Origin of the sequence: Sulfolobus tengchongensis (assembly GCF_036967215.1) — an archaeon.
GTDB classification, from domain to species: domain Archaea; phylum Thermoproteota; class Thermoprotei_A; order Sulfolobales; family Sulfolobaceae; genus Saccharolobus; species Saccharolobus tengchongensis_A.
In genome coordinates this window covers 1120118-1142029 of record NZ_CP146016.1, presented here as the reverse complement: position 1 = coordinate 1142029, position 21912 = coordinate 1120118, and the positions used below count along the sequence as shown (strand labels likewise).

At 33.1% G+C, this 21912-nt stretch carries 27 protein-coding genes; 14 read left to right on the top strand and 13 right to left on the bottom strand.

What is annotated here, in order from left to right:
* The first annotated feature begins 17 nt into the window (after positions 1 to 17).
* Genes V6M85_RS05400 through V6M85_RS05385 form a run of 4 tightly spaced genes read left to right on the top strand, consistent with a single transcriptional unit; the run spans position 18 to position 3994 of the window.
* Positions 18 to 1952 (top strand): thioredoxin domain-containing protein, encoded by a 1935-nt coding sequence (locus tag V6M85_RS05400; protein ID WP_338603961.1) that lies wholly within the window; start codon positions 18 to 20, stop codon positions 1950 to 1952.
* A gap of 11 nt (positions 1953 to 1963) precedes the next feature.
* Positions 1964 to 2683, top strand: coding sequence for an SDR family NAD(P)-dependent oxidoreductase (locus V6M85_RS05395; RefSeq protein ID WP_338603958.1), 720 nt, complete (start codon positions 1964 to 1966; stop codon positions 2681 to 2683).
* A gap of 13 nt (positions 2684 to 2696) precedes the next feature.
* Complete coding sequence (locus tag V6M85_RS05390; protein WP_338603956.1) at positions 2697 to 3329, top strand: TenA family protein; 633 nt, start codon at positions 2697 to 2699, stop codon at positions 3327 to 3329.
* Between the two features lie 2 nt (positions 3330 to 3331).
* Positions 3332 to 3994, top strand: coding sequence for a hypothetical protein (locus V6M85_RS05385; protein ID WP_338603953.1), 663 nt, complete (start codon positions 3332 to 3334; stop codon positions 3992 to 3994).
* Here V6M85_RS05385 and nucS read toward each other — a convergent pair.
* Complete coding sequence (nucS, locus tag V6M85_RS05380) at positions 3991 to 4710, bottom strand: endonuclease NucS (protein WP_338603950.1); 720 nt, start codon at positions 4708 to 4710, stop codon at positions 3991 to 3993. The two genes, V6M85_RS05385 and nucS, sit on opposite strands and share 4 nt — an antisense overlap.
* A 51-nt stretch (positions 4711 to 4761) precedes the next feature.
* Between nucS and V6M85_RS05375 the strand changes: the two genes are divergently transcribed.
* The 4 genes from V6M85_RS05375 to V6M85_RS05360 all read left to right on the top strand — a co-directional run bounded on the left by V6M85_RS05375 (position 4762) and on the right by V6M85_RS05360 (position 8321).
* Positions 4762 to 5820, top strand: a complete 1059-nt coding sequence (locus V6M85_RS05375; protein WP_338603947.1) for a glycosyltransferase family 2 protein — start codon at positions 4762 to 4764, stop codon at positions 5818 to 5820.
* A gap of 122 nt (positions 5821 to 5942) precedes the next feature.
* Complete coding sequence (locus V6M85_RS05370) at positions 5943 to 6506, top strand: hypothetical protein (protein WP_338603944.1); 564 nt, start codon at positions 5943 to 5945, stop codon at positions 6504 to 6506.
* 25 nt (positions 6507 to 6531) lie between these two features.
* The gene (locus tag V6M85_RS05365; protein WP_338603942.1) at positions 6532 to 7584 is read left to right on the top strand and encodes a radical SAM/SPASM domain-containing protein; all 1053 of its coding nucleotides are present in this window, start codon (positions 6532 to 6534) and stop codon (positions 7582 to 7584) included.
* A 26-nt stretch (positions 7585 to 7610) separates the two neighbouring features.
* The gene (locus V6M85_RS05360) at positions 7611 to 8321 is read left to right on the top strand and encodes a hypothetical protein (protein ID WP_338603939.1); all 711 of its coding nucleotides are present in this window, start codon (positions 7611 to 7613) and stop codon (positions 8319 to 8321) included.
* Between the two features lie 174 nt (positions 8322 to 8495).
* Here V6M85_RS05360 and cobT read toward each other — a convergent pair whose 3' ends face one another.
* Positions 8496 to 9545 carry a nicotinate mononucleotide-dependent phosphoribosyltransferase CobT gene (cobT, locus tag V6M85_RS05355; protein WP_338603936.1) on the bottom strand — a complete coding sequence of 350 codons (1050 nt, stop codon included), beginning with the start codon at positions 9543 to 9545 and terminating at the stop codon, positions 8496 to 8498.
* Positions 9546 to 9606: 61 nt separating this feature from the next.
* On the opposite strand from cobT, the gene V6M85_RS05350 reads away from it, so the two are divergent.
* On the top strand, positions 9607 to 9948 hold the full coding sequence (locus tag V6M85_RS05350; protein ID WP_338604626.1) for a hypothetical protein: 342 nt from the start codon (positions 9607 to 9609) through the stop codon (positions 9946 to 9948).
* Here the strand turns inward: V6M85_RS05350 and V6M85_RS05345 are convergent.
* The 4 genes from V6M85_RS05345 to V6M85_RS05330 all read right to left on the bottom strand — a co-directional run bounded on the left by V6M85_RS05345 (position 9941) and on the right by V6M85_RS05330 (position 14023).
* Positions 9941 to 11071 (bottom strand): aminotransferase class V-fold PLP-dependent enzyme, encoded by a 1131-nt coding sequence (locus V6M85_RS05345; RefSeq protein WP_338603933.1) that lies wholly within the window; start codon positions 11069 to 11071, stop codon positions 9941 to 9943. The two genes, V6M85_RS05350 and V6M85_RS05345, sit on opposite strands and share 8 nt — an antisense overlap.
* Positions 11052 to 12752 carry an AMP-binding protein gene (locus tag V6M85_RS05340; RefSeq protein ID WP_338604624.1) on the bottom strand — a complete coding sequence of 567 codons (1701 nt, stop codon included), beginning with the start codon at positions 12750 to 12752 and terminating at the stop codon, positions 11052 to 11054. Before V6M85_RS05340 ends, V6M85_RS05345 begins: the two co-directional genes overlap by 20 nt.
* Before the next feature lie 64 nt (positions 12753 to 12816).
* Positions 12817 to 13290 (bottom strand): NOB1 family endonuclease, encoded by a 474-nt coding sequence (locus V6M85_RS05335; protein WP_338603930.1) that lies wholly within the window; start codon positions 13288 to 13290, stop codon positions 12817 to 12819.
* Positions 13274 to 14023: an NAD(+)/NADH kinase gene (locus V6M85_RS05330; protein WP_338603928.1), complete on the bottom strand. Its 750-nt coding sequence runs from the start codon at positions 14021 to 14023 to the stop codon at positions 13274 to 13276. Before V6M85_RS05330 ends, V6M85_RS05335 begins: the two co-directional genes overlap by 17 nt.
* 101 nt (positions 14024 to 14124) lie before the next feature.
* On the opposite strand from V6M85_RS05330, the gene V6M85_RS05325 reads away from it, so the two are divergent.
* Positions 14125 to 15192 (top strand): MFS transporter, encoded by a 1068-nt coding sequence (locus tag V6M85_RS05325; protein ID WP_338604621.1) that lies wholly within the window; start codon positions 14125 to 14127, stop codon positions 15190 to 15192.
* On the opposite strand, the gene V6M85_RS05320 is transcribed toward V6M85_RS05325, so the two are convergent.
* Positions 15170 to 15523, bottom strand: coding sequence for a hypothetical protein (locus tag V6M85_RS05320; protein ID WP_338604618.1), 354 nt, complete (start codon positions 15521 to 15523; stop codon positions 15170 to 15172). The two genes, V6M85_RS05325 and V6M85_RS05320, sit on opposite strands and share 23 nt — an antisense overlap.
* Before the next feature lie 84 nt (positions 15524 to 15607).
* Between V6M85_RS05320 and V6M85_RS05315 the strand changes: the two genes are divergently transcribed.
* Both V6M85_RS05315 and V6M85_RS05310 read left to right on the top strand, forming a co-directional pair.
* Complete coding sequence (locus tag V6M85_RS05315; RefSeq protein WP_338603925.1) at positions 15608 to 16606, top strand: NAD(P)/FAD-dependent oxidoreductase; 999 nt, start codon at positions 15608 to 15610, stop codon at positions 16604 to 16606.
* A 23-nt stretch (positions 16607 to 16629) separates the two neighbouring features.
* Positions 16630 to 17370, top strand: coding sequence for a methyltransferase (locus V6M85_RS05310; protein WP_338603922.1), 741 nt, complete (start codon positions 16630 to 16632; stop codon positions 17368 to 17370).
* On the opposite strand, the gene V6M85_RS05305 is transcribed toward V6M85_RS05310, so the two are convergent.
* The 3 genes from V6M85_RS05305 to V6M85_RS05295 are packed head-to-tail and all read right to left on the bottom strand — an operon-like array spanning position 17293 to position 18305.
* Positions 17293 to 17778, bottom strand: coding sequence for a DUF371 domain-containing protein (locus V6M85_RS05305; RefSeq protein WP_338603919.1), 486 nt, complete (start codon positions 17776 to 17778; stop codon positions 17293 to 17295). The two genes, V6M85_RS05310 and V6M85_RS05305, sit on opposite strands and share 78 nt — an antisense overlap.
* Positions 17762 to 18031 carry a YhbY family RNA-binding protein gene (locus V6M85_RS05300; RefSeq protein WP_338603916.1) on the bottom strand — a complete coding sequence of 90 codons (270 nt, stop codon included), beginning with the start codon at positions 18029 to 18031 and terminating at the stop codon, positions 17762 to 17764. The genes V6M85_RS05305 and V6M85_RS05300 overlap by 17 nt, the downstream gene beginning before the upstream one ends.
* Positions 17985 to 18305 (bottom strand): ribonuclease P protein component 4, encoded by a 321-nt coding sequence (locus tag V6M85_RS05295; protein ID WP_338603914.1) that lies wholly within the window; start codon positions 18303 to 18305, stop codon positions 17985 to 17987. The genes V6M85_RS05300 and V6M85_RS05295 overlap by 47 nt, the downstream gene beginning before the upstream one ends.
* Positions 18306 to 18343: 38 nt before the next feature.
* Here V6M85_RS05295 and V6M85_RS05290 point away from each other — a divergent pair, with 38 nt between their 5' ends.
* A complete protein-coding gene (locus V6M85_RS05290) occupies positions 18344 to 19000 on the top strand; it encodes a 16S rRNA methyltransferase (RefSeq protein WP_338603912.1) in 657 nt (218 codons plus the stop codon).
* On the opposite strand, the gene V6M85_RS05285 is transcribed toward V6M85_RS05290, so the two are convergent.
* Both V6M85_RS05285 and V6M85_RS05280 read right to left on the bottom strand, forming a co-directional pair.
* A complete protein-coding gene (locus V6M85_RS05285; RefSeq protein WP_338603910.1) occupies positions 18986 to 19564 on the bottom strand; it encodes a hypothetical protein in 579 nt (192 codons plus the stop codon). The genes V6M85_RS05290 and V6M85_RS05285 overlap by 15 nt on opposite strands.
* 74 nt (positions 19565 to 19638) lie before the next feature.
* Complete coding sequence (locus tag V6M85_RS05280; protein WP_422398119.1) at positions 19639 to 19818, bottom strand: hypothetical protein; 180 nt, start codon at positions 19816 to 19818, stop codon at positions 19639 to 19641.
* Positions 19819 to 20134: 316 nt separating this feature from the next.
* Here V6M85_RS05280 and V6M85_RS05275 point away from each other — a divergent pair, with 316 nt between their 5' ends.
* Positions 20135 to 21019 carry a cation transporter gene (locus tag V6M85_RS05275; RefSeq protein ID WP_338603904.1) on the top strand — a complete coding sequence of 295 codons (885 nt, stop codon included), beginning with the start codon at positions 20135 to 20137 and terminating at the stop codon, positions 21017 to 21019.
* On the opposite strand, the gene V6M85_RS05270 is transcribed toward V6M85_RS05275, so the two are convergent.
* Complete coding sequence (locus V6M85_RS05270) at positions 20987 to 21853, bottom strand: menaquinone biosynthesis family protein (RefSeq protein WP_338603901.1); 867 nt, start codon at positions 21851 to 21853, stop codon at positions 20987 to 20989. The genes V6M85_RS05275 and V6M85_RS05270 overlap by 33 nt on opposite strands.
* Between the last annotated feature and the right edge of the window lie 59 nt (positions 21854 to 21912).

Sequence of the window (21912 nt, the reverse complement as noted above, 5' to 3'; positions counted from 1 at the left end):
CTTCTAAAAATATTAGAATGAATGAAAGATTAGTTAATTCTTCTAGTGGTTATTTGAGGAAAGCTATAAATCATCCAATTAATTGGTACACGTGGTCAGAGGAAATCTTTGAAATAGCGAAAAAAGAGGATAAACTAATTCTTGTCGACGTCGGAGCTTCATGGTGCCATTGGTGTAATGTGATGGATGAGGACACTTATGCAAATCCAGAAATAGTGAAGATAGTTAATGAAAATTTCATCCCAGTAAAGGTTGATAGAGACGAAATGCCAGATTTGGATAGAGTTCTTCAAAGTGCAGTAATGTCCTTAACTGGAGAGTCTGGATGGCCTTTAACCGTATTTATGACCCCTGATGGTAAGGTGTTCTTTGGAGGAACGTACTTTCCCCCAGAAGATAGATATGGAAGGATAGGGTTTAAGAAATTGTTATTGGAGATCCTTAGAATTTGGAGGGAAGATAGAAATCAGATCCTTTCATCAACAATTGATCCAAAGATGTTAGTTCCTAAATTTAGTGGTGGCACTATAAGTTCACATATGTTAGACGATGCTTTTTCTTACATAACATCTTATTATGATATAGAGTACGGTGGATTGGGATATGGAGCCAAGTTTCCTCATCCTTTTGTGGATTTACTATTCCTTAACTATTCAGCAATTAGAGGGGATGATCTAGGTAAAAAGTTAGGGCTTTTTACGTTGAGAAAAATGTATTATGGTGGAATTTTTGATCAGGTTGGTGGAGGCTTTCATAGGTATACAGTGGATAGAGAATGGAAATTACCTCATTTTGAAAAATTATTGATAGATAATGCTGAACTGTTATATGATTATTTTGCTTATTATTTAGCATTTAATGATATAGAAATGTTAGACGCTATATCTAACTTAGTAAATTTCGTTTTAAGGGAGTTATATATAGAAGGAAAAGGTTTTGCGAATAGTTTAGATGCTGATAGTGAGGGGATGGAAGGGAAATATTATACATGGACTGAAGAAGAGCTAAAGAGTGCGTTAGGCGAAGATTTTAGTTTAGCAACTAAGATATTTGATTTAAGAAACACTGTAGAGGTTGAAGGTAGGAAAGTTTTGCTAAGAGGAATAGATCTTAGGGAATTATCAAGATTATTAAGTTTACCCGCAAATGAGGTAATATTAAAAATAAATGAGATTAGAAAGAAACTACTAAAATATAGAGAGGAAAATAGGAGGACCCCATACAGAGATGAAACTACGTATACTTATACTAACGCTAAGATGGTAGAATCGTTGTTGTTCTCCTCGTTAATTCTAGATAAGGGTCTTAATGAGTCTAGAGTCGTGTTAAATAAAATAAGCAGAAACATTACTAGAAGATTAGATGGTGGAAAAGACGGCTTACCAGAAGATTATATATCTGCACTACTAGCTAGTATATCAGCATATGAGATATTGGGCGAAGAAAGGTATTACGATTTAGCAATTGAACTTGGCAGGAAAACAATAGATAACGTGAATCTAGATAATTTTACTGACGCACCAAATGAATCTACGAATTCTATGTACATCAGAGCTTTACTTAAATTATCGTTGCTATCTGATGAATTTAAGGTTAGTGAGGAGAAAATTAAGCACTTAATTCCGCCTTTAAGCGCTGAAAACGCTCAGTTTATTGCGGGTATCATGAATTCTGTTTCTAGTTATATTAATGGAATGGCTCATGTAGTTGTAGTCGATGAAGGAGATGGTTTAGCGGAGAAATTACATAGGGTTGCTTTATTAACTTATTATCCTTTTAAATTGGTCGAAAAGGTTAATGAGAGAAGAGTTGACTATGTTAGTTCGATTATAAGAGCTATGTTAAAATATAATGCGGGAAAGAGTAGAGCCTATATTTGCATAGGTAATACTTGCAGTATGCCAATAAGCGAGGAGGAAAAAATTAAACAATTACTTAAAACTAAGCTTTAACACTTTAGTATATGGGGAGGCTGGATAATAAGAAAGTAGTTATTGTAGGTGTAAGCGAAGGTCTAGGTTATGCTACCGCATATTTTGCTTTGAAAGAAGGTGCGCAAGTTTGTATTAATGCGAGAACAGAGAGTAAATTGAGAAGAATGAGGGAGGTACTAAATAAGTATGGTAAAATAGAGTACGTAGTTGGGGATGTTTCTAATATAACTGGGGCTAAAAACGTAATAGAGAAATGCGCCTCACTAATTAATGGTATAGATCACCTAGTGATTTCAGTTGGCGGATATATAGAAGATACTATAGAAAATTTTAGTGGGCTTGACGAAATGTTAACTAATCATATTAAAATACCTCTTTATGTTATTAATGCTTCTCTGAAATTTCTAAAAGAAGGTTCTAGCGTTGTTTTGGTCTCATCGATGAGTGGTATTAGTAAAGCTTCACCAGATCAATTATCATACGCTATAGCCAAAGCTGGATTAGCTAAGGAAGTTGAAGTTTTGGCGTCTGAGTTAATTAATAAAGGTATAAGGGTTAATGGTATTGCTCCGACTACAATAGATGGCGAATTCGAACCCGAGAGGAATTGGAGAAAGAATAGGAAATTGGGAGATGATAAGGCTCCACCAGAAGATTTCGCCAATGTGATTATTTGGCTTTTAACTGATGAATCTGAATGGATAGATGGTGTTATTATACCAGTTCACGGTGGCTCAAGGCTAAAGTAGGTGCGATATAAATATGAACAATATGGAATATCTCCTAAGGAATGTGGATGAATTATGGAACAAGTATACTAAGCATGAATTTGTAGTTAGAATGAGAAATGGTTCCCTACCTCTTGACGTTTTTAGATATTACCTTATACAAGATGCTAAATATGTTGAAGATATGTTAAAGTCTCTTTTATCTGCTTTATCTAAAGGTCCTATAGACAAAGTAATGAGAATACTTAACGTAATTATCACTACAAGAGACAAGGGATTAGAGACAAACAGTAAGCTTTACACTAGGCTTAATATAAGCCGAGAAGAGATAGTTAAAACAGGGTACAATTTAGTAAACTACGCTTACACGAGACATTTATATTACTACGCTAACATGGGTTGGAATGAATTTTTAGTTGCAGTAACACCATGTATGTTTGGATACAGTATAATTGGTGAATATGTTCTTGAAACCCCTCATGAGATTTATAAATTATGGGCTTCATTTTATGCTTCAGATGAGTATAAGAAAAGGGTTGAGGCTATTCTCAGCGCGTTAAATGAAATAGAAATTAATGATAATCTTATAAAAATATTTATAAATTCTGTTAGGTTCGAAATAGGTTTTTGGGATTCGTCTTTAAGAAAGGATCCTACGGTGTATTAAAGATGAACTGGATGAAAGAAACGAGTTTTTTAGTGGAGTGTCATAGGAATGGAGTCTTGAGAATTGAAGTTAACGCTTCTAATTATTCTTTAAATTTCAGTCTTTCTAATGGAAAATTTAACTTCTCGTTGTTTTCGTCAGATAATGTCAGACTTTCATACGACGGGAATAGACTGATTGACATGCATAACTTACAAGTATTGAAAGGTAATGACGCTAAAGGACAGATATTAGGGGTCATTAATAATATCAAGGAAGATATTATTAACGAGGTAAGTAATTTACGTATAAAATACGATATCCCAGTAAAACTTTTAACTGAACTTTTAATTACGGCGTTTAGATTAGATTATAATGAAATAAGTTGTCTAGATCATAATGCAGAGTATTTGTTCATTCATTTAACGAATGACTTTGCTAGGTATTCATCTAATTTTGAGGTTGTAAAGAAGTTAAAGATCAGTTTGGGTGGAAAAAATGGGTGTATAAAAGCTGTTATAAACCTTAATACAACTTATGAGCAAAATTCCTTTTTATTCTCGTCTGATTGCCTAAATTTTTACAATAGTATAGAGGAATTTAACGCATTTTTGACAAGTTATAAAACACTTAATGAAAAATATATAGAAGTGATAAATTATTTAAAATCTAAGATACAACCTTAATCCTTTAAACGGATAATATTAGTTATATCATATTTAATGAACTCTAGATTTAACTTTCGTAACAAGTCCTCTGCGTGATTAGTTATAGCCGGTGCCATAAGTATCCCTCTAACTTTCTCCCCTTTAACTTCCTTTACGTACAGATAATATCGATATAGTTGAGATACTGCACTAAGTTGTGCTTTACTTCTTTTAACCTCGACTAATACAAAATTACCGTTTTTATCCATTCCTACTAGGTCTACCTTTCCGTATGGCGTCTTATATTCTCTAGCAAATGGATGAAATCCTTCTTCAACTAGATTAGGATTTTGCATTACCATGTTTACTACGTCAATTTCTCTTCCTTTGATCATGAAATCTCCTTCTCTAACTATCGACGAAGTTATGTAAAATACTTCCTTTAAAACGATCTCTATTATTTCATTTGGTCTTTTTCTTTCAGCAACAATCTTTAATGGATAGCCATTAATAATGTCTATTTGAGTTCCAGGTGGTTGCCAATTAAGAGGTTCTCTCTTAACGCTCTCGTGTATTATAACTGTGCCATCTGGCTTCAGTATTATTAACCTAGGAGATTCCGAGGCTTTAGATTCAGCCCTTCCTTTATATTTTACTTCACAAGTTGCAAAAATTACCAATAATTCTCTATAAATTTTTTGTGATAAGAAGAAGTAAGTTTCTTGGTTACTTGGACTTAGTAATACCGAGTACACAGTATTACTAAGGTGTAATGTTTAAATACCTTATTGTTTCACACCATAATGATGGAATATTACTATTTTATTCTCTATTTTCTTGTTTTTATAGTAGATATTTTGATAATTTTACAGACATATAAAGAGATTAAACTGAGGAAGACAGTAAATGGTAGTTTTATGGATAAGGTATCAATAATTGTCCCAATAAAGGGCATTGATGTGGGATTAGAAAGAAATGTAGAATCTTTACTTTCGCAAGACTATCCTTATCCATATGAGGTTATATACGTTGTCGAAAAAGGTGATGAAGTTGAAAATCTTCTTAGTAAATATAATGTTAAGATTGTGTACTCAGATTACAATTGTGATATATGTAGTGGTAAAATTAGAGCCCAATTATCGGGTATTTTAAGAGCTTCAAATAAGGTAATAGTATTTGCTGACTCAGATACGTTCTATCCCAGAGATTGGTTAAAAAACTTAGTTTCTCCACTAGATAAATATGATGCTACGACAACGTTTTCGTGGCCATCTCCATCCAGAATAAGTTTAAGCAATTTAATAAGAGCTGGTTTCTGGACCTTAGGTTTTGAGTCTCAATCGCTTGAAAGTTCTAGATTTTTGTGGGGTGGCTCAATGGCTCTAAAAAGAGAGTTTTTTGATGATGAAGTGTTAGATGAGCTATCTAAGGAGTGGTGTGATGACTGTACTTTAACAAGAATAGTAAAAAGAAGAGGAGGTAAAATAGGTTTTGTAATTAACGCAATACCGCTTAACGTTTATGATGAGAGTAATCTGATAAGTTGGTCCTCTAGGCAAATAATAACTATATTGGCTTATTCACCAAGGGGAGCTAAGGCATATTTAGTAGTGGGTACATTTTTCACTTTAATTTTGATTTATACATTAGTTTTTCACAATATAATTACTTTTACTCCATATATTCTATGGATAGTTAAGAATTTAATAAGGGGAATAAGGTATCCTAAACAAGCCTTAATTGCGTCTATAATGTCTGTAGTTGCCATACCTTATGCACTATTCCTCCTCATATATAACTGGAATAAGAGAGAGGTGTATTGGAGAGGGAAAAAATATATAGTAAAACCTTTAAAGCAGAAGTAGAAATACAAATTGGTGCTGACGTTCTACCCCTGAAGACTTGATGATTGCAGGCGTGATGCTGAGATGATGACGTCGAGTGCTATAGAAAGATGATATAAGGACCACTACTGATAATATTCCACATGCACAGTGTTACTGTGGAGATTTATTTAAACGTATATTCATTTAGGCATGAGTTAGAGCGTTTTACAATAGAAGAGGAAAGAGATAATTGGTTAGCTGTGAAAGGTAGATTTAATGAGAGGTATATAATAAAGGAATTCAGCGATTATGGAATTTTAATTTATCCCGTTAATAATTTGGAACGAGATATATTAAGCTCATTTTCTCAGCAATTACCCTCCATTGGTAAACTTAAGGAAGTTCTATATATGCCAGAAAGGTGGATCGATAGATTAGATTTAAAGATTACCGAAAGCAGTATAGAAGTTGCCTCATTAAACTTAGAGTATATAACTGGATTAGATATTATAAATTCGTTAATTTCAAATAATGGCTTTGAATATTTCGAGTTAGATGACAATTCTATTTCAATAAGAATACGAATTACACGGCCTTTAAATAGCGTTTCTCTAGATGGTTACATTAGATTGATTTACCATTCGTTAAGACTCTATTATAACGTAAAGAGAGCACAAGAGGATATTGCTACTAAGATTACTCTTGATTACATAAAGAGGATATAAAAATGTCCAAGTTTTTCATAACATAATGCTATGGCTATTAATGACCACAGGTAAGTGTAATCTTAAATGTGATTATTGTGGTGGCTCTTTTCCTGCTAATATTGTACCTTATGAAACAAAATATGATATAAATAAAATTAAGAGGATTATTGAAAGAGATAATGATGCTACTATAATATTCTATGGCGGAGAACCTTTGCTAAATTATAAGTTCATTATCTCAGTTTTAGATAATGTAAAGGCTAAGAGGTATGGGATACAAACTAATGGTATAGCAATTAAACTTCTTCCAGAAAAATATTGGAGAAAAATTAACCTCGTGTTATTATCTATAGATGGTAGAGAGGAAATTACTGATAAGCATAGGGGAAAAGGTATCTATAAAGCTGTAATAAGGTCTGCACGATATCTTAAGGATTTAGGTGTTGAAACTATAGCAAGAATGACAGTCACGCAAGATACTGATATTTTTGTTGACGTTATGCATTTACTAAATTTAGGTCTATTTGACAAAGTGCATTGGCAACTAGATGTCATATGGAGCGAGGAATGGGATTTTAAAAGATGGGCGTCATCATATTTGCTAGGAGTTAGAAAACTTACTGAATATTTCTTATCTAAGCTAAAGGAGGGGAAAGTAGTTAAGATTATACCAATATTAGGTGTAATTAGCGCACATTTTTATAACGGATATAGAGGCTCTCCGTGCGGGGCAGGCTACTCATCGGTAACAATAACACCAGATGGGAGAATTCTTTCTTGCCCGATAGCGGTAAGAGAAAAATGGGCCGAACTAGGTGATTTAGATAAAGGATATAAGCTTTTGGAAGATCCTTTACCTGACGATTGCAAGAAGTGTGAGTTCAAAAACTATTGTGGTGGCAGATGTTTATATGCGCAGAAAGAACGATATTGGGGAGAAGAAGGATTTAAGATAGTTGACGAAGTTAATAAGGAGTATCTTCGCACGGTATTGTCAATAATTCCAGAGGTAGAGATATTGATAAAAAATGGTACAATTAGACTCAGTGATTTATATTATAATCCAATACTAGATTCAACCGAAGTTATACCTTAAAAACTCTCTTTACACAATATACTATAATGTCTGTTAAGTTTGAGGAAAGCAAGAAGTTGATAGATCTTGTAAAAAGTATGTTAGTTACGGCTACATCATCAATTTTAGTAGTCACGTATAGCATTGATCAAGAAGCTGCTTCTGAAATATTGACAAGAGCAGCTAGTGGAGTTAATACGTTAGTGGTGACTAGTGATAAGAACTGGGCTAGATGGTTAATTAATCAGAGAGAAGCTTATAAGAAAGACGAAGAGAATAGACTAAAAAAGGAGCTGGAGAGAAGTCAATCACTTTACAAGCAAATAACGTATTTTACGATAATTATTCCAGTATTAATTGGAGTTGTAGATTTATTACTATTATTGTTCACAATGATAAGGGAGATAATATATTTAGATTTACTATTATCTCTCCTAGCAATAGGATTAATAGTATATTATGGGATAAGACGAAGGCGGCAAACCTTATCCCAAATAAGTGTATTAAGAGAGAATCTACGAAATTTGGTGCAAGAAACTAGCCAAATCCGTAATGAAATTAAAGAAAAACTTAAGATTATTGAAGTTGATAAACAGTTATCATTTTCGATCCTTTCTTGTGATGATAAGGCAATATTATTTTCAGCCCCCTTTAGATTTTCAAGTCTTGAATCGTCAATTCATATCTTGACTGAAATATCGAAAGATATCGTCAATCAGATTGTCAATCTCATTACCTCTACCCAAACTAAGGTGTAATGATAGGTCCTATATATTTTGTAAACCCTAACCTTTGATTATAAGCGTCTATGTGATGGACTTTGATTTTTCTCAGCAGGGCAAATGGGTCTTTTAATCTAAGATTGTGAAATCCATATTCTAAATATTTATTATTTTATTCATTTTCTAGTTTACTTAATATTGACTCTACTTTCATGATATATTTGAACCTTTTAAATTGCTTACTAAGTGGCTATAGTATTCATCAATTCTTTTTACTAACATATCATTTGTAATTCCTCTCATAAAAGCCATAATTGAGGCTCCTCCTGCTCCTACTCCCTCCTTGACGTAACCCTTCTCATATGCTCTAATTCCATCGAAAGCTGATATTGTGAGATCTATCATACTTGCCAGCACTTTCACATTTACTTGCCTGGATAGTCCTAGCATATCTGCAGACCTATCCTCGACTACCCATTTCGTTGTACCTATGGTAATATCTTGTAATTTATTTTTGTCAAATTCCTTAATTATGGCAGATGCTGCTATCATTTGAGTTCCTCCAGCTAGTAGTATTTTTCCTTTAAACCCTAAAGATATACCAGCAACTCCTAGCAATACTGGATCAGATACCTTAGCTATCTTACCTATCAAATCTGGTGGTAAGTTCCTTAGGGCTTCTTCTACTACTTTTCTTTTTAGTTCTTTTGGATTTTCTGGAGAGGCTGAACTTACTTTGCCCATTGCATCATATCCTAACGCTAGTAATGTAGCCATTGCAGTAGTTGTACCTGCAGGTATCGATTCTCCTATTACTATTAGTTTAAAATTATTAGACAGCTCCTCACCTAGTCTTATACCATTTTCGAGGATCTCGTTAGTTTTTTGTATTGTAAGGGCTTGTCGTCTGATGTCTTTTCCAGGTTCTCCGTGAAGATCTATGAAAGGAATTTTAGGTATAATTCTACTGCCAGCATTAACTACTAATTTTAAAGGGTTAATGAATGAAAGTGAAGCTCTTGTTAATAAGGCAGGTGTGGGAATTCCGTTAGGACTAACTGGAATTGTGTTTATGCTTTTACATTTCCCTAAAATTACATATTCAGCATCTGCAGCAGGAGTAAAATGTGTTAATTCAGGTGTAGCGCCAGCTATCGTTATCCCCGGTATTAAGCTGACATCAGTAGTTCCTATAACCAGAACGTAGGCAAAGTTCTCCTTTAAATACGAGACCTCTGCATCATAATATGTCTTAATCATTAAATGCATATAATTGTTGTTTTACATATAAGATTTTGTGAGCTTTTGGGATTATTACAAACTGATTGAGGAAGGAACTTTAGTTAGCCTTGAAGAATTTAAAAATAACCAACAGTTAAAGGAAAAAGTAAAAGAGGGGATAAGAGGTCTGGTAAGTATACTTTTTAAAGAGATCTCTAGTATTATCACCTTTATTTCAAAGGAAGATGCGATATTCCAACTGATGAAGTTAGGTGTTATTTCACCAATACTGTCGCAAGAGCTTTTAGACATATTGTCAATAGTCGATAATTTAGACAATGAGGATGATGAAGTGATATATGGAATGCTTGTAAGAATCATGGAAGATATAGAAGAAACAATAAATAATATAGAGAAATATAAAGTCAAAAATGTTAGTTAATTTTTCTATTAATAGCAGAAATTTTCTCCATTGTAGCCTGTATTTCTTCCTCTGTATTATAGAAATGCGTTGAGATTCTTATGCCTTCTCCTCTTGGTGATATTACAATATTTTCCTTAAATAACTCCTTTGCAATGTCTCTCGCTCTCTTTGTTTTTACTATTACTATTCCAGCTCTTTTATTTTCCGGTGTGATTACCTCTAATCCATATTCATGTGCAATTTTTATTGCGAACTGTGAAAGATGCATCACGGAATTCTCAATCATATCCATATTTTCATCTATTATCTCACAAGATTTAGCAAGAGCTAAATTAGAAGCAACATCTATGGTACCTAGCTCAAATCTTCTAGGTCCCTTTTCTAATTTAAATGTAGTGGAATCGAAATCTAAGTAATTTTCCGTAGATTTCCATCCATAAAATGGTGGATCTTCTATAAGACCTTTTTTAACATACATAAATCCAGATCCTTGTGGACTCATTAACCATTTATATCCCCCTGCTACTACAAAGTCCACATCAAACTCCTTTACATTAATTTTTACTGCACCTGCACTTTGGATGACATCAAGAAGTACTAATGCGCCGTTTTCTCTTGCTGCTTTCACGATCTTTTTTACGTCAACTCTTAAGCCAGTATTGAAACTTACATGGCTTATCGCTACTAATTTTGTATTTTTATTAATATTTGCTATAATATCTTCCTCAAATGTATATGGTGTCGTTTTAACTATATTTACCTTAACTCCCTTTTTTACTAATTTCAAAAATGGATATACTACAGTTGGAAATTCCAAATTATCAGTTACTATATTATCGTTCTCTTTAAAATTTAAGCCATGTGCTACAACATTTACTCCATAGCTAGTATTTGGAATTAACGAGATTTCTTCTACGCTAGCCCCTATTAAATTAGCTATTTTAGATCTAATCTGGAAAAATTCATTCTCCTCTTCTTTACTAACCGCTATACTTCCTTCAGTCGTAACTTCATAAAGATACCTATAAGCCTCAAATAACGAGGGTAAAGGAGTAGGTGAGATAGCAGCATGATTTAAATATATGTATTTTTTTGTAATTGGAACGAACTCTCTAAATTCTTTAGGATCCTTTAATTTCATTTTTTATCTCCTTTAATACTTCTGGGTCTTCCAATATAGTTTCATCTATCTCTTTTCCCAATAGTAAGTCTCTTAATACTCTTCTAACTATTTTACCGCTTCTAGATTTTGGTAATCTTTCAACCTTATATGCCTTGTCAATAATATAGATAGGGCCTAAGAGTTCTCTTACCTTTGTAATTATCGTTCTTTCATCGCTGTTACCCACGTAAAAAACTATCAATTTCTCTCCTTTTATCTCATCTGGTATACTAACTGCTGCTGACTCTACAACTCCTTCGATTGAATTTATGACACTTTCTACTTCACCACTGGTTATTCTATGACCTGCTATCTTTATCATATCGTCATCTCTACCAACTATCTTTACGTAATTATTGTCATCTATTATGGCTAAATCCCCCGTATCATGTGCGTTAAATTTTTCAAAGTAGCTCAGAAACTTGGAGTTATCTTTCCAAATTCCTATAAATTGAGTGGGGAATGGCGCTTTTGCAACTAGGTGTCCTACTTGTCCTCTTATACTCTTTCCTTCCTCATTTACAGTATCCATTATTGCCCCTGGAAATGGCAATCCTGCATATCCTATTTTCGGCTCAACGCCGTCTAAGCTATATGGATATCCTACAACGTAACCTAGTTCAGTCTGTCCATATACGTCAGCTACTTTATCGGAAAATCTCATTGCGTATTTCCATGAGGTCTCATCCATTATTTCTCCTGCCGTAGCTATAAATTCTACTTTAGGTAGTTTAATATCCATCTTTTGTAGTGTTCTAAGTAATGTAGGTGAAGTGAACAGAACCTTAGGTTGTAACTCATCAATTATATTAGGTAGTCTATTTGCTGGATAATCTGGTGCTCCTTCCATAAATGCCAAAGTAGCTCCGTGTGTAAGAGTTCCGTACATAATTCTTGAAAACGTTATCCATCCTACATCAGCAGTAGTTAAAACTATATCATTGTTCTTTAGCGAAAACATTAAATCAAACACAGAATAGTTTCCAACCATCCAAGCCCCATGAGGTAGTATTACGCCTTTAGGTTTCCCAGTAGTCCCAGAGGTATACATTATTTTTAATGGTTCATTGCTTTCTATATGTTCGAACTCTTTATATTCAGTTGGATAATCGAAGACGGTATCCCTAGGTAACACAAGATTGGCTAGATTCGTATAGAGTTTTATTTCCTTTCCTCTTCTAAAAGTTTTATCCGTAGAAATTACTAATTTAGGCTCTAAATTCGAAATTCTACTAGTTATAGCGTTAATTCCTAATCCAGCAAAGATTAATGTATAGATAACTCCTAACCTAGCAGAAGCTAGTATTGTGGCTATAGTTTGAATTGTGTTAGGCATATAAATTGCTACTCTATCTCCTTTTTTTACTCCTTTATCTAGTAGTAATCCAGCTATCATTGAACTTATTTTATTCAGATCACTGAAGCTAATTTCTTCAGCTTTCTTGTTTTCTTGATAGAATATTAGTGCCTTCCCTGAATGATTAAGAGCGTTATATGCAATATTTGTAGTTCCATTAATGAACCATCTGGCAGTAGGCAATTTATTATCTCTTAGTATTACTCTATTCCATCTATCAAAGAAAAATAGTCTGTTAGCAAAACTTTCCCAATAGTTTTCTGGTTTCTCTATTGACTGTGTATATAACGTATAGTAATCCATGGTTATCATTTATTAATAAAGAGTATTTAATTTATTTTTACATTATATTTGGTTTCTTGACAATTCAGTATACTCTTCTTTTTATAATTTCTCCTCCACAATACGGGCATCCCTCATAAACTGTTTCGAATTCCCTCTTACAGTTTAAGCACATATATTTAAATTTAAAGCTTTTTTCTACTTTCTTGCTAATTTTTACTGATGAGAATTGTATTCCCAGGTATTTAAGTACGTTTTGAACTGATAGGTCATCAGTAAAAACAATTGATGGCTGTAAATCTAACGCTAACGCTATGATTGATATATCAGTTTTAGATAGTTTTCTCTCCCTTATCTCATTTAGTACTTTAAAAACTTTATCGCTGTTTTTTAGTGATGGCTTCATTACTATTACTTTTCCCGAAGATATAGAGATCTCTAAATTAAATCTAGAATAACTGTCCTTTATTTCATTTATTACCTCTTGTGTAGTATATACTTTGTCTAAAGATAGTTGCAGTCCCGCAAGAAATGCAGACGTGTCAAATATGATATGCATGGAGCACTTCTCCTATTAAGTCTAAATTATAGAATCTTAATATTTTCGCCCTATTCTTAGATACCCTAATTGTAATTTGTTGGTTAGTTTTTATCAATGTAGCAACTTCACCATCTACCACAACTCTAGCTGTCTGTGGATATCCCTTATCCTCCAATTTTAATGTTAAGGTTTTTGGCGGTATTACCACTGATCTCAAATAATAGAAAATGGGGTTCACGAATATGATCTCTATTGCATTTAAATCTTTATATAATAGAGAATTTGTTATTGATAATCCCCATCCACTACTTCCTTGAGGTGTAGAAACTAGCACACCATCACCTTCTACGGAAACTTTTTCTGTATCAAACTGTATACCAATTCTTATAGCTTCTGGTCTATCATATAGTATTCCTGCCTCATTAAATGCTAATTCCACTTTATCGTTAGAAATCATTTCCAGAAGCATGTATTCCTCTTCCTTATAGTCTCCCTTTTTCAATCTGAGCAACGCATCTTCAATTTTATCCATAGGTACGTCCATTAACAGTCCTCTTCTTCCTGCTTTCACTGCAATTACGGGTTTACCTTGTTTAACAGCTCTTAATAAAGTTCCATCTCCACCTACTGCTATAACATAGTCAAAATCACTATCAACTACCTCAAAACCTAATCTGAAGGAGATTTCCTTAATTTTTTCTACAAAGCTATTTAGTTGAGCAATTGGCTTGCTAACTATCTTAACTCTCATTTATATCTCATATCTAAGTAAAAGCTATAATATTCTTCCTCCTTTAATCCAAAGCTTAAGGAAAAACTTAATAGTCATGGTATTAATTGTCAACTGCAACAATGAAGGGATTAAGAATTATAATTGCTAGAGTCATTTACGCTATTCATTGGTTTTACTTAGCACCATTGATACCTTATTTTGCAATCAAGTTAAATATATCATTTCGAGTTCTTGGATTAATCCCCTTTTCCTTCTTCTTAGGTTCTGGTATTATGCAAGTGCCCTCAGCTTATCTATCAACTAAGATAGGGCTAAGAAATACCTTAATTTTAGGCCTTGTAATCATGAGTATCTCGCCATTATTAGTAGCCTCATCAAGCAATTTCATCGAATTGCTAATATTTTATCTTATAGATGGTGTTGGTGCTTCAATGTTCTTTTCCACTGGCGGGGGCATTTTGGCATCATTAAATAAAGATTCTCCAGGATTAGCATTGGGCATATATAATACTGCATTTGCAATAGGTGGTCTCATAGGTCTAAACTGGTATTCAGCCTTTGGTAAGGACTTATCATTCTATATACTATCTATCCTAACGTTTGCCTCATTAGTTATTAACATTAGTAATCCAAACCTTAAGCCTAATTGGAAGATGATTAGGGATTATAAGATCGTAATTCTAGGCATAGCATTAGCTGGAATATGGGGTGTTTACTACGCCATTGGAGAACTTTATCCCTCATTTGCATACTATTATATGCATTTAAGCTTGTTGAATTCTAGTTTATTTGCGTCTCTTTTACTGGCTTCTTCAATTATTGGTGGTAGCTTAACTTTTTTGGCTGATAGGAAAATCAGAAAGTTCAAACTCTTGATAATATCGGCTATATTAGGGTCAATTCCCTCTCTTCTTCTTTACTCCGAACTGTATGTTTTAGGAATATTAATAACAGGTATTTTCAATGAGCTAGCGATTTCAGTACTTTATTCCATTATTGCGGTTTTGCAGAAAGGTGCCAATACTACTATGGGCCTTGCATTAATTAATTCATTAAATATATTGGTTGGCATGAATTTTGAACCATTGGCCTCATATTTTGGATATTATATGTGGATTGTGGTTAACGTAGTAGGATTATTACTTTTTTCATTGATATTAATAGTTAGGCAGAATATCTCAGTTTAACTTTTACTTGAAAAACTTTACTTTCATTGATAAGTTCTAAATCCCCAATTTCATTTAATAGACGTATTTTAAAGATCTTTTGCTTTGGTCCTCCATTTACTCTTATTGTCACCCAAGAGTTTACTCCATAAACTAAGATAACTACTTTTCCATTTACCCTTACAGTTTTACTAGTAGAAGGTAATAGTAAAATCTCTTCTTCGGTATACTTCTCACCCACATATTTCGTTCCTTCTGATATTATAAGATTATAATATTTAAACCATAAATAAGTCAAAATGGGTAGTGGGATTACAAGAATTGCTAAACTCAATTGAGTTTGATCAAACACATATAACATTACGATGCTTGGTAATAAAAATTTGCATTAAGGTTTAAATAGTATAAACAACAGAACCTTATAGGTGATATGTGAATGAATGAGTACGACATGGTGATAATAGGAGGAGGTCCAGTAGGTCTTTTTTCAACCTTTTATGCTGGATTAAGGGATATGAAAGCCTTGTTAATAGATGCTCAAGATGAATTAGGAGGGCAATTAGTATCACTATATCCAGAGAAGATAGTATATGATGTAGGTGGTATTCCCGGAATTCAAGCATACGAATTAGCCCAAAGACTTATTGAACAAGCTAAGATGTTCGGGCCGGATATAAGGATAAATGAATGGGCAGACATGATAGAGAAGACCAACGATAACATGTGGATAGTTAAGACTGATAAAGGGTCTTATAAGACGAAAACAATTCTTATTGCAGCGGGTATTGGGAAAATAACTCCATCAAGATTGGGTGCTAAGGGAGAAATCGAGTATGAAAATAAAGGTGTTTATTACACCGTGAGAAGAAAGAAGGATTTTGAGGGCAAAAGAGTACTAGTAGTAGGTGGAGGAGATTCCGCAGTAGATTGGGCATTAACTTTAGCTCCAGTAGCTAAATCCGTTACGTTAATTCATAGAAGAGATCAATTTAGAGCTCATGAAAGAAGTGTAAAGGAACTGTTTAGGGTAGCTAACGTATATGTGTGGCATGAGTTAAAAGAAGTGAAGGGGGACGGGAATAAAGTAACTCAAGCTATAATATTTGATAATAGAACAAAAGAGGAAAAAGTATTAGATATTGATGCGGTGATTATAAGTATAGGCTATAAGGGTGATTTAGGTAATATTCCAAAATGGGGAGTAAATATGAAAGGTAGGGATATTTTAGTTAATGGAAAGATGGAAACTAACCTCCCTGGCGTATATGCAGCTGGTGACATCGTACAACAAGAAGGTTCTCCAAAACTTGCTTTAATAGCCGTAGGTTTCTCTCATGCCGCAATAGCAGTAAGCGTTGCTAAAAAATACGTGGAACCCAGCGCATCTCTGTTTGCAGGTCACAGTTCAGAAATGGACAAATTTAAACCTAAATAATTTTTTATCTTTCTTTAAACACAATGAGAACAGAGAGGCTCAATAAAGATTTCCCTGGCGTAAGAAGTTTTTATATAATTGGTGATATAGCGATAATTACCCCTAAACGAGTTAATGTAGATTATAAACTAGTTGCTCAGAAAATCATGCAGAATCATCCTAAAATAAAGGCGGTGTATCTTAAAAAGAGAGTAAAGGGCGAGCTCAGAACTAATGAACTAGAATTTTTAGCAGGCGAAAAGACAACTGCTACTATATATAAAGAAAATGGTCTTTCATTTTATGTAGATATATCTAAGGTCTATGTTAATCCATCTCTATCAGGTGATAGGCTTAGAAATGTTGAGCTAATTAACGATGGTAGTATTATATTAGACGCGTTTACTGGATATGGGGCAATTGCGTTAAATATAGCTCATAAAAAGAAAGTATATGTTGTAGCAGGTGATATCAATATTGAAGGATTATATATGCTCAAGGAATCCTTAAGATTAAATAAAATAAAGGGAATAGTAGATATAATACAGTTTGATGCAAAGTCCTTGCCATTTAGAGATAAATGCTTTCAAATAACATTTGGTGACAATCCCACAATGATAGTGAATTTTAAGGAGGAATTATGCCGTGTTTCACAAAATGTTGTATTTTATTATTTATGTGAATCAGAAGCTAAGGCAAGAAATGATTTAGGTGAAGCTAACTGGATTAAAATTAATGATTACTCTAAGAATCTCTTCATCTTTAAGGGCCTTGTCAGATGCTAAGATGTAAGCTTCACCCTCCCATTCAGCTTTAAGTAAGTCTATTATCTTTCTGTCTATATCCCTAGCAGCCTTATCAGAGTTTATCATTATTGTAGAGCCTTCTATAAAGGTGGATTTCCGAAATATGATTTTGTTGCTATTTTCGAAGGAGAACTTAAAAGATCCTCTACCATGTATTATGTCTATAAGGTTATATACTCTAATTACTGCATAGATAAAGCTTCCGTCATTTTTAGCTATTTTCTTAAAACTATCACTAAGATCTTTAGCTCCTTTATCAGCAGAGATTCCGATAATGCAATCTCCCCTTATAGTGAGATAATTATCCTTAGTTATCTCTAACGTAGTTTTATGTAAAGCTCTAATATTACTATGCCCTTTTATCCTTACCTTATCTATCGCTATCAATTTTAGCTAATATAAATGTGTAACCTCTCACCTCTATAAGCTTAGCGTTAGTCAATTGAGCAACTTTTTCAGCGAACTCCCTCCTATTCTCAATCTCCTTTATTCCTATTTTTATTTTGACAACTTTATGTTCTTGTAGTCTTCTTTTTATCTCATTTAAAATACCTTCAGTGACACCTTGTTTACCAATTCTCACATCTGCACTTCTAGCTGTGGCTCTTTTTATTAATTCCTTTATTTCTTGTGACGACATATCGCCTCTGCCAATTACAAATTAAGCATGTTCTGATTAATATTTTTGACCTAATTCGTATCCTCTCGGTTAATCCCGGAATTAATGGCGTGAAGCACCTTCTACAGAACATTCTCTTATATTTTAATGGGATTTTCACTCTTCCTTTTCTGGAGTACATTACGGCTAATTTAATATATTCTCTTGCTATTTCTATATTCCCTTCTCTAGCAGTAATATTAGCTTGCTCTATAAGCTCTATTATCCTTTTCCTAATTTGATTTTTTCTTTTCACAATAACTACTAAAACCCCCTTTGCGTTTAAATACTCTAATGAATTTGAATATAATCTTATTGGAAGCCAGTTTAGAATTAGTACCGAAAGAGATAATAAACCATCCTGCAGTAGTTAAAAACGCTAAAAGGAGAGGTAAGAAACCAGAGGAAACACTGCTAGACATCTCACTCCATTATCACGCTATGAAAAATCTGAAGGATAATTATAAAAGAGGAAGACCGGATATTGTACATCAAGCATTACTTGTGATGTTAACTGATCCAACAATTAAGGGTAATTTTTTCATACATACTGTGCAATCTAAAATAATAAGAGTAAATCCCAACATGAGACCGCCAAAGAATTATATGAGATTCATAGGTCTAATGGAACAATTACTGAAATATGGCAAAATACCAATTAACGGTGGTGAAACTTTGATGGAAGTGACAAATCTCACTTTAGAAGACGTTTTATCCAAATATAATCTGATTTTACTTTCTGAAAAGGGAGAGAAGATATCGCCTGAAGAAATTTGCAGATCAAATGAGAATTTAATTATAGGAATAGGTGCTTTTCCTCACGGAGATTTTTCAGAAAAAATTCTAAAACTAGCAAAGAAAATTTACTCGATAAGTAAGTTCCCATTAGAAACGCAACAAGTTATATGTAGAATATTTTCAGCGTGCAATGCTATTCTAGGTTGGCCTTAAAATTTTCGCTTTAATTACTACTATTCCACCAGGTATCGCATCAATATCTTGTATATTTAGATCATAAGCTTCTGCTATCTTTGCAAATATTCTTCCGGCACATAAAGTAGAAATTGCACTGAAACCAGTACCAGTAATTCTAAACTCTATTAAATCACCAGTATTTTTAGCTACAACGTTTCTTATAGGCAATATGATTTTTATCGCGTTATAGAAATCGAATAACTCGTCTAATGTAGAAGCTTTTGACCTTAAAAATGATCCTATCTGCTCTCCTACTTCTTCACATACATTTTCATATTGTTTACTATCTTTTTCATAGGCTAATTTGGTTAAATTCTCCAAGAACCATGTGGTTACTGGGACTATATCTAATGCCTTGGATATTAGGTAATAATCAACTAGGCTTTCTAAGGTATTTGCATCCTCTCCCTCTTTAAGTAATTTTAATAAAGCCTTTAGAGCAGTGTTGGTCAATGAGTATATAGTGTAACCTCTCTTTTTTGCTTCGTTTTCCAATTGCTCAATAAGGTCAGCTTCAGCTGCTATATTAACTCTTGGCATAATGCGTCTATAAAGAATTTGTAAAAATGCCTATTTATATTTAGTCATGTTATGCTTTAAACTTAGTTTAGAAGTTATGCATGTGGCGTGAAAACTATTAAATCAAAAATTACAAACAATAGTAGTAACACAATAAATCCTCCTAAATACCAGTTATCATCAGTAAATAATGCCTTGATTAACTCTGACCAGCTTTTTATTTCATTTTTCTTTTGGCTCATTTTAGTCACTATATTCTCTTTAACTTTTCTCATTTATAACTTTTGCTCTAATATATATGTGAAAGTTTATTTATAAAATAAACTCTATTTACAATTAACCTGATTTCTAACTTTTTATCTATTTCTCTTTATTAATTAAAGACTAAGAATAGGACGTGAATAAATTCTTTTAACCGAATGAGTTCTCTTTATAGTTTGCTCCTGCTAAAGAAATGAATTTGCTCCATGTATAGATTATAAATCTAGATTACTATATTGGTAAAGCATATATATTGTTTGCTCCATAATATTATTGTATATAATAGAAGACATTCTATTTATCTCACAAGTCGCTGTGTGGTGATGAGAATTGATTTCAATTAAAGTCTTAAGGAGAGTTTCATTTATCTTTCTAGTCACTGGCATTTTTCTTATTCCGATCTTTTTATTTGAATTCCTTTTTGGCGCATTTTTTAAGTCATACATATTATTGGCGGATTCCTATCACGCGTTAATAGATTCACTAATTTCTTTCTTATTTTATTTTACTCTTCTAAAGATTAATACTAAATCTAAGAGATTTCCTTGGGGATTATATAATCTTGAAAGTCTTGTAGTCTTGACTGCCTCAATTTTTGTGGCTTATTTATCTGTAAATCTGGTAGTAGACATGTTCAAGGCCCCTACAATATCAGATATACCGATTTGGTATTCCATTATATTATTTGTTAGTAGCGCATATTCGTTTATGATCTATGTAATTGAGAGAAGATATAGATATATATCAGTAGTAAGAAATGACATGAATCATTCTTTATTAGATAGCGCAACTGAAATCATATCCGGCATAGGTCTCATAGTTCAGAGCTCATTATTTACTAATCTAATAACAATAGGTATAGTCTTATTTACATTTAGCGATATTATTAATCAACTAAAAGATACAATATTATCTATTTTGGGCGCTTCATACGATTCTCCATTAAAATTCAAATTGCTCAACGAATTAAGGGCTAAGAATATAAGCGTTGTAAACTTATATTTGAGGAAACTTGGTTCCTTTTATGCAGTGTACGCATATATTGCTTTGCCTAAAGATATAACACTTGGTAAAGCCTATAGAATTAAGAAAAAGGCTAAAAGGATAATAAGCAAATACGATAATATAGTCTTAGTTGACATTAAGCTTATACCCTTAGCAGAGAAGAAGAAAAAGAAGATATTAAATCAGGTCAATACTTTTTACTCTAGGTAGAATACCTTTTTCTTCGGTTATCTTATAGAAGAATTCCAAGCCCTTTCTTACTTGATCTACTGGTACATTATATTCCTCTATGTCAGCCCAGATTGTTTTTCTAACTATTTCTTCATCTAAATCAGCTTTTTGTGATTCTCTCATTATCTCAACATCTTTTGGTATTATCTCGTCCAAATGTTTTTCAGCGTATTTCTTACTTTTTTCATAGACTTCTTTAAACTTAAATGCCAATTCTTTACCTAAATCTTTCGAAATTACTACCATTCCCATTGGCATTGGAGTATTATTGGAGATACTTTTCCACATATCCCACATACTGCCTAACCTAACTACCTTAATCCCTAACTTCTTAAGTGCAAACATCATCTTTATTTCATGTACAGCTACAAGTACATCTCCTTCTTTCCCTAAAGCCTTTATTTCATCTAACACTCTTCTAATTATTACAAGCTTTCCGTATTTTCCCATCAAAAGTCTGTATAATGTAAATGCAGTAGTATTCTGTCCATGAACTATTAATCTACTTTTCTTAATTTCGTCTTCATTCATCTCTTTTACACCCAATATCGGCATTCCAGTTATACCGTCTGTCGCAGTTGCGACTGCATTACTTAATATGAAATAATCATCTTGTATAAATGGATACATCGCAACTGACGGTACTGATACATCTACATCCTTTTTCAGTACTGCCTCATTAACCTCTTGTACTGTTGGTATTATTTCGAATTCTAAGTTAAAACCTTCAGGTTTAATTTTCCCCTCAATTAGAGGTATGAAAGGGTAGAGATCACCTGAATCTGCTAAGGCACCTATTCTTATTGTTACCATGTATTAAAATTTACGAGAACGTATATAAGTATAATTTTAGAACAATTAGTACAGTATGC

Excerpts from the sequence above, each read along its gene's own strand:
- V6M85_RS05400 (WP_338603961.1), top strand. The coding sequence starts at position 18 with ATGAATGAAAGATTAGTTAATTCTTCTAGTGGTTATTTGAGGAAAGCT.
- V6M85_RS05345 (WP_338603933.1), bottom strand. The coding sequence starts at position 11,071 with ATGAAATTAAAGGATCCTAAAGAATTTAGAGAGTTCGTTCCAATTACA.
- V6M85_RS05310 (WP_338603922.1), top strand. The coding sequence starts at position 16,630 with ATGAGAACAGAGAGGCTCAATAAAGATTTCCCTGGCGTAAGAAGTTTT.
- V6M85_RS05360 (WP_338603939.1), top strand. The coding sequence starts at position 7,611 with ATGTCTGTTAAGTTTGAGGAAAGCAAGAAGTTGATAGATCTTGTAAAA.
- V6M85_RS05335 (WP_338603930.1), bottom strand. The coding sequence starts at position 13,290 with ATGCATATCATATTTGACACGTCTGCATTTCTTGCGGGACTGCAACTA.
- V6M85_RS05370 (WP_338603944.1), top strand. The coding sequence starts at position 5,943 with ATGCACAGTGTTACTGTGGAGATTTATTTAAACGTATATTCATTTAGG.
- V6M85_RS05270 (WP_338603901.1), bottom strand. The coding sequence starts at position 21,853 with ATGGTAACAATAAGAATAGGTGCCTTAGCAGATTCAGGTGATCTCTAC.
- V6M85_RS05385 (WP_338603953.1), top strand. The coding sequence starts at position 3,332 with ATGAACTGGATGAAAGAAACGAGTTTTTTAGTGGAGTGTCATAGGAAT.
- V6M85_RS05290 (WP_338603912.1), top strand. The coding sequence starts at position 18,344 with ATGAATTTGAATATAATCTTATTGGAAGCCAGTTTAGAATTAGTACCG.
- V6M85_RS05340 (WP_338604624.1), bottom strand. The coding sequence starts at position 12,752 with ATGGATTACTATACGTTATATACACAGTCAATAGAGAAACCAGAAAAC.
- V6M85_RS05395 (WP_338603958.1), top strand. The coding sequence starts at position 1,964 with ATGGGGAGGCTGGATAATAAGAAAGTAGTTATTGTAGGTGTAAGCGAA.
- V6M85_RS05315 (WP_338603925.1), top strand. The coding sequence starts at position 15,608 with ATGAATGAGTACGACATGGTGATAATAGGAGGAGGTCCAGTAGGTCTT.
- V6M85_RS05300 (WP_338603916.1), bottom strand. The coding sequence starts at position 18,031 with ATGTCGTCACAAGAAATAAAGGAATTAATAAAAAGAGCCACAGCTAGA.
- V6M85_RS05390 (WP_338603956.1), top strand. The coding sequence starts at position 2,697 with ATGAACAATATGGAATATCTCCTAAGGAATGTGGATGAATTATGGAAC.
- V6M85_RS05330 (WP_338603928.1), bottom strand. The coding sequence starts at position 14,023 with ATGAGAGTTAAGATAGTTAGCAAGCCAATTGCTCAACTAAATAGCTTT.
- cobT (WP_338603936.1), bottom strand. The coding sequence starts at position 9,545 with ATGATTAAGACATATTATGATGCAGAGGTCTCGTATTTAAAGGAGAAC.
- V6M85_RS05365 (WP_338603942.1), top strand. The coding sequence starts at position 6,532 with ATGCTATGGCTATTAATGACCACAGGTAAGTGTAATCTTAAATGTGAT.
- V6M85_RS05280 (WP_422398119.1), bottom strand. The coding sequence starts at position 19,818 with ATGAGAAAAGTTAAAGAGAATATAGTGACTAAAATGAGCCAAAAGAAA.
- V6M85_RS05285 (WP_338603910.1), bottom strand. The coding sequence starts at position 19,564 with ATGCCAAGAGTTAATATAGCAGCTGAAGCTGACCTTATTGAGCAATTG.
- V6M85_RS05325 (WP_338604621.1), top strand. The coding sequence starts at position 14,125 with ATGAAGGGATTAAGAATTATAATTGCTAGAGTCATTTACGCTATTCAT.
- V6M85_RS05375 (WP_338603947.1), top strand. The coding sequence starts at position 4,762 with ATGGAATATTACTATTTTATTCTCTATTTTCTTGTTTTTATAGTAGAT.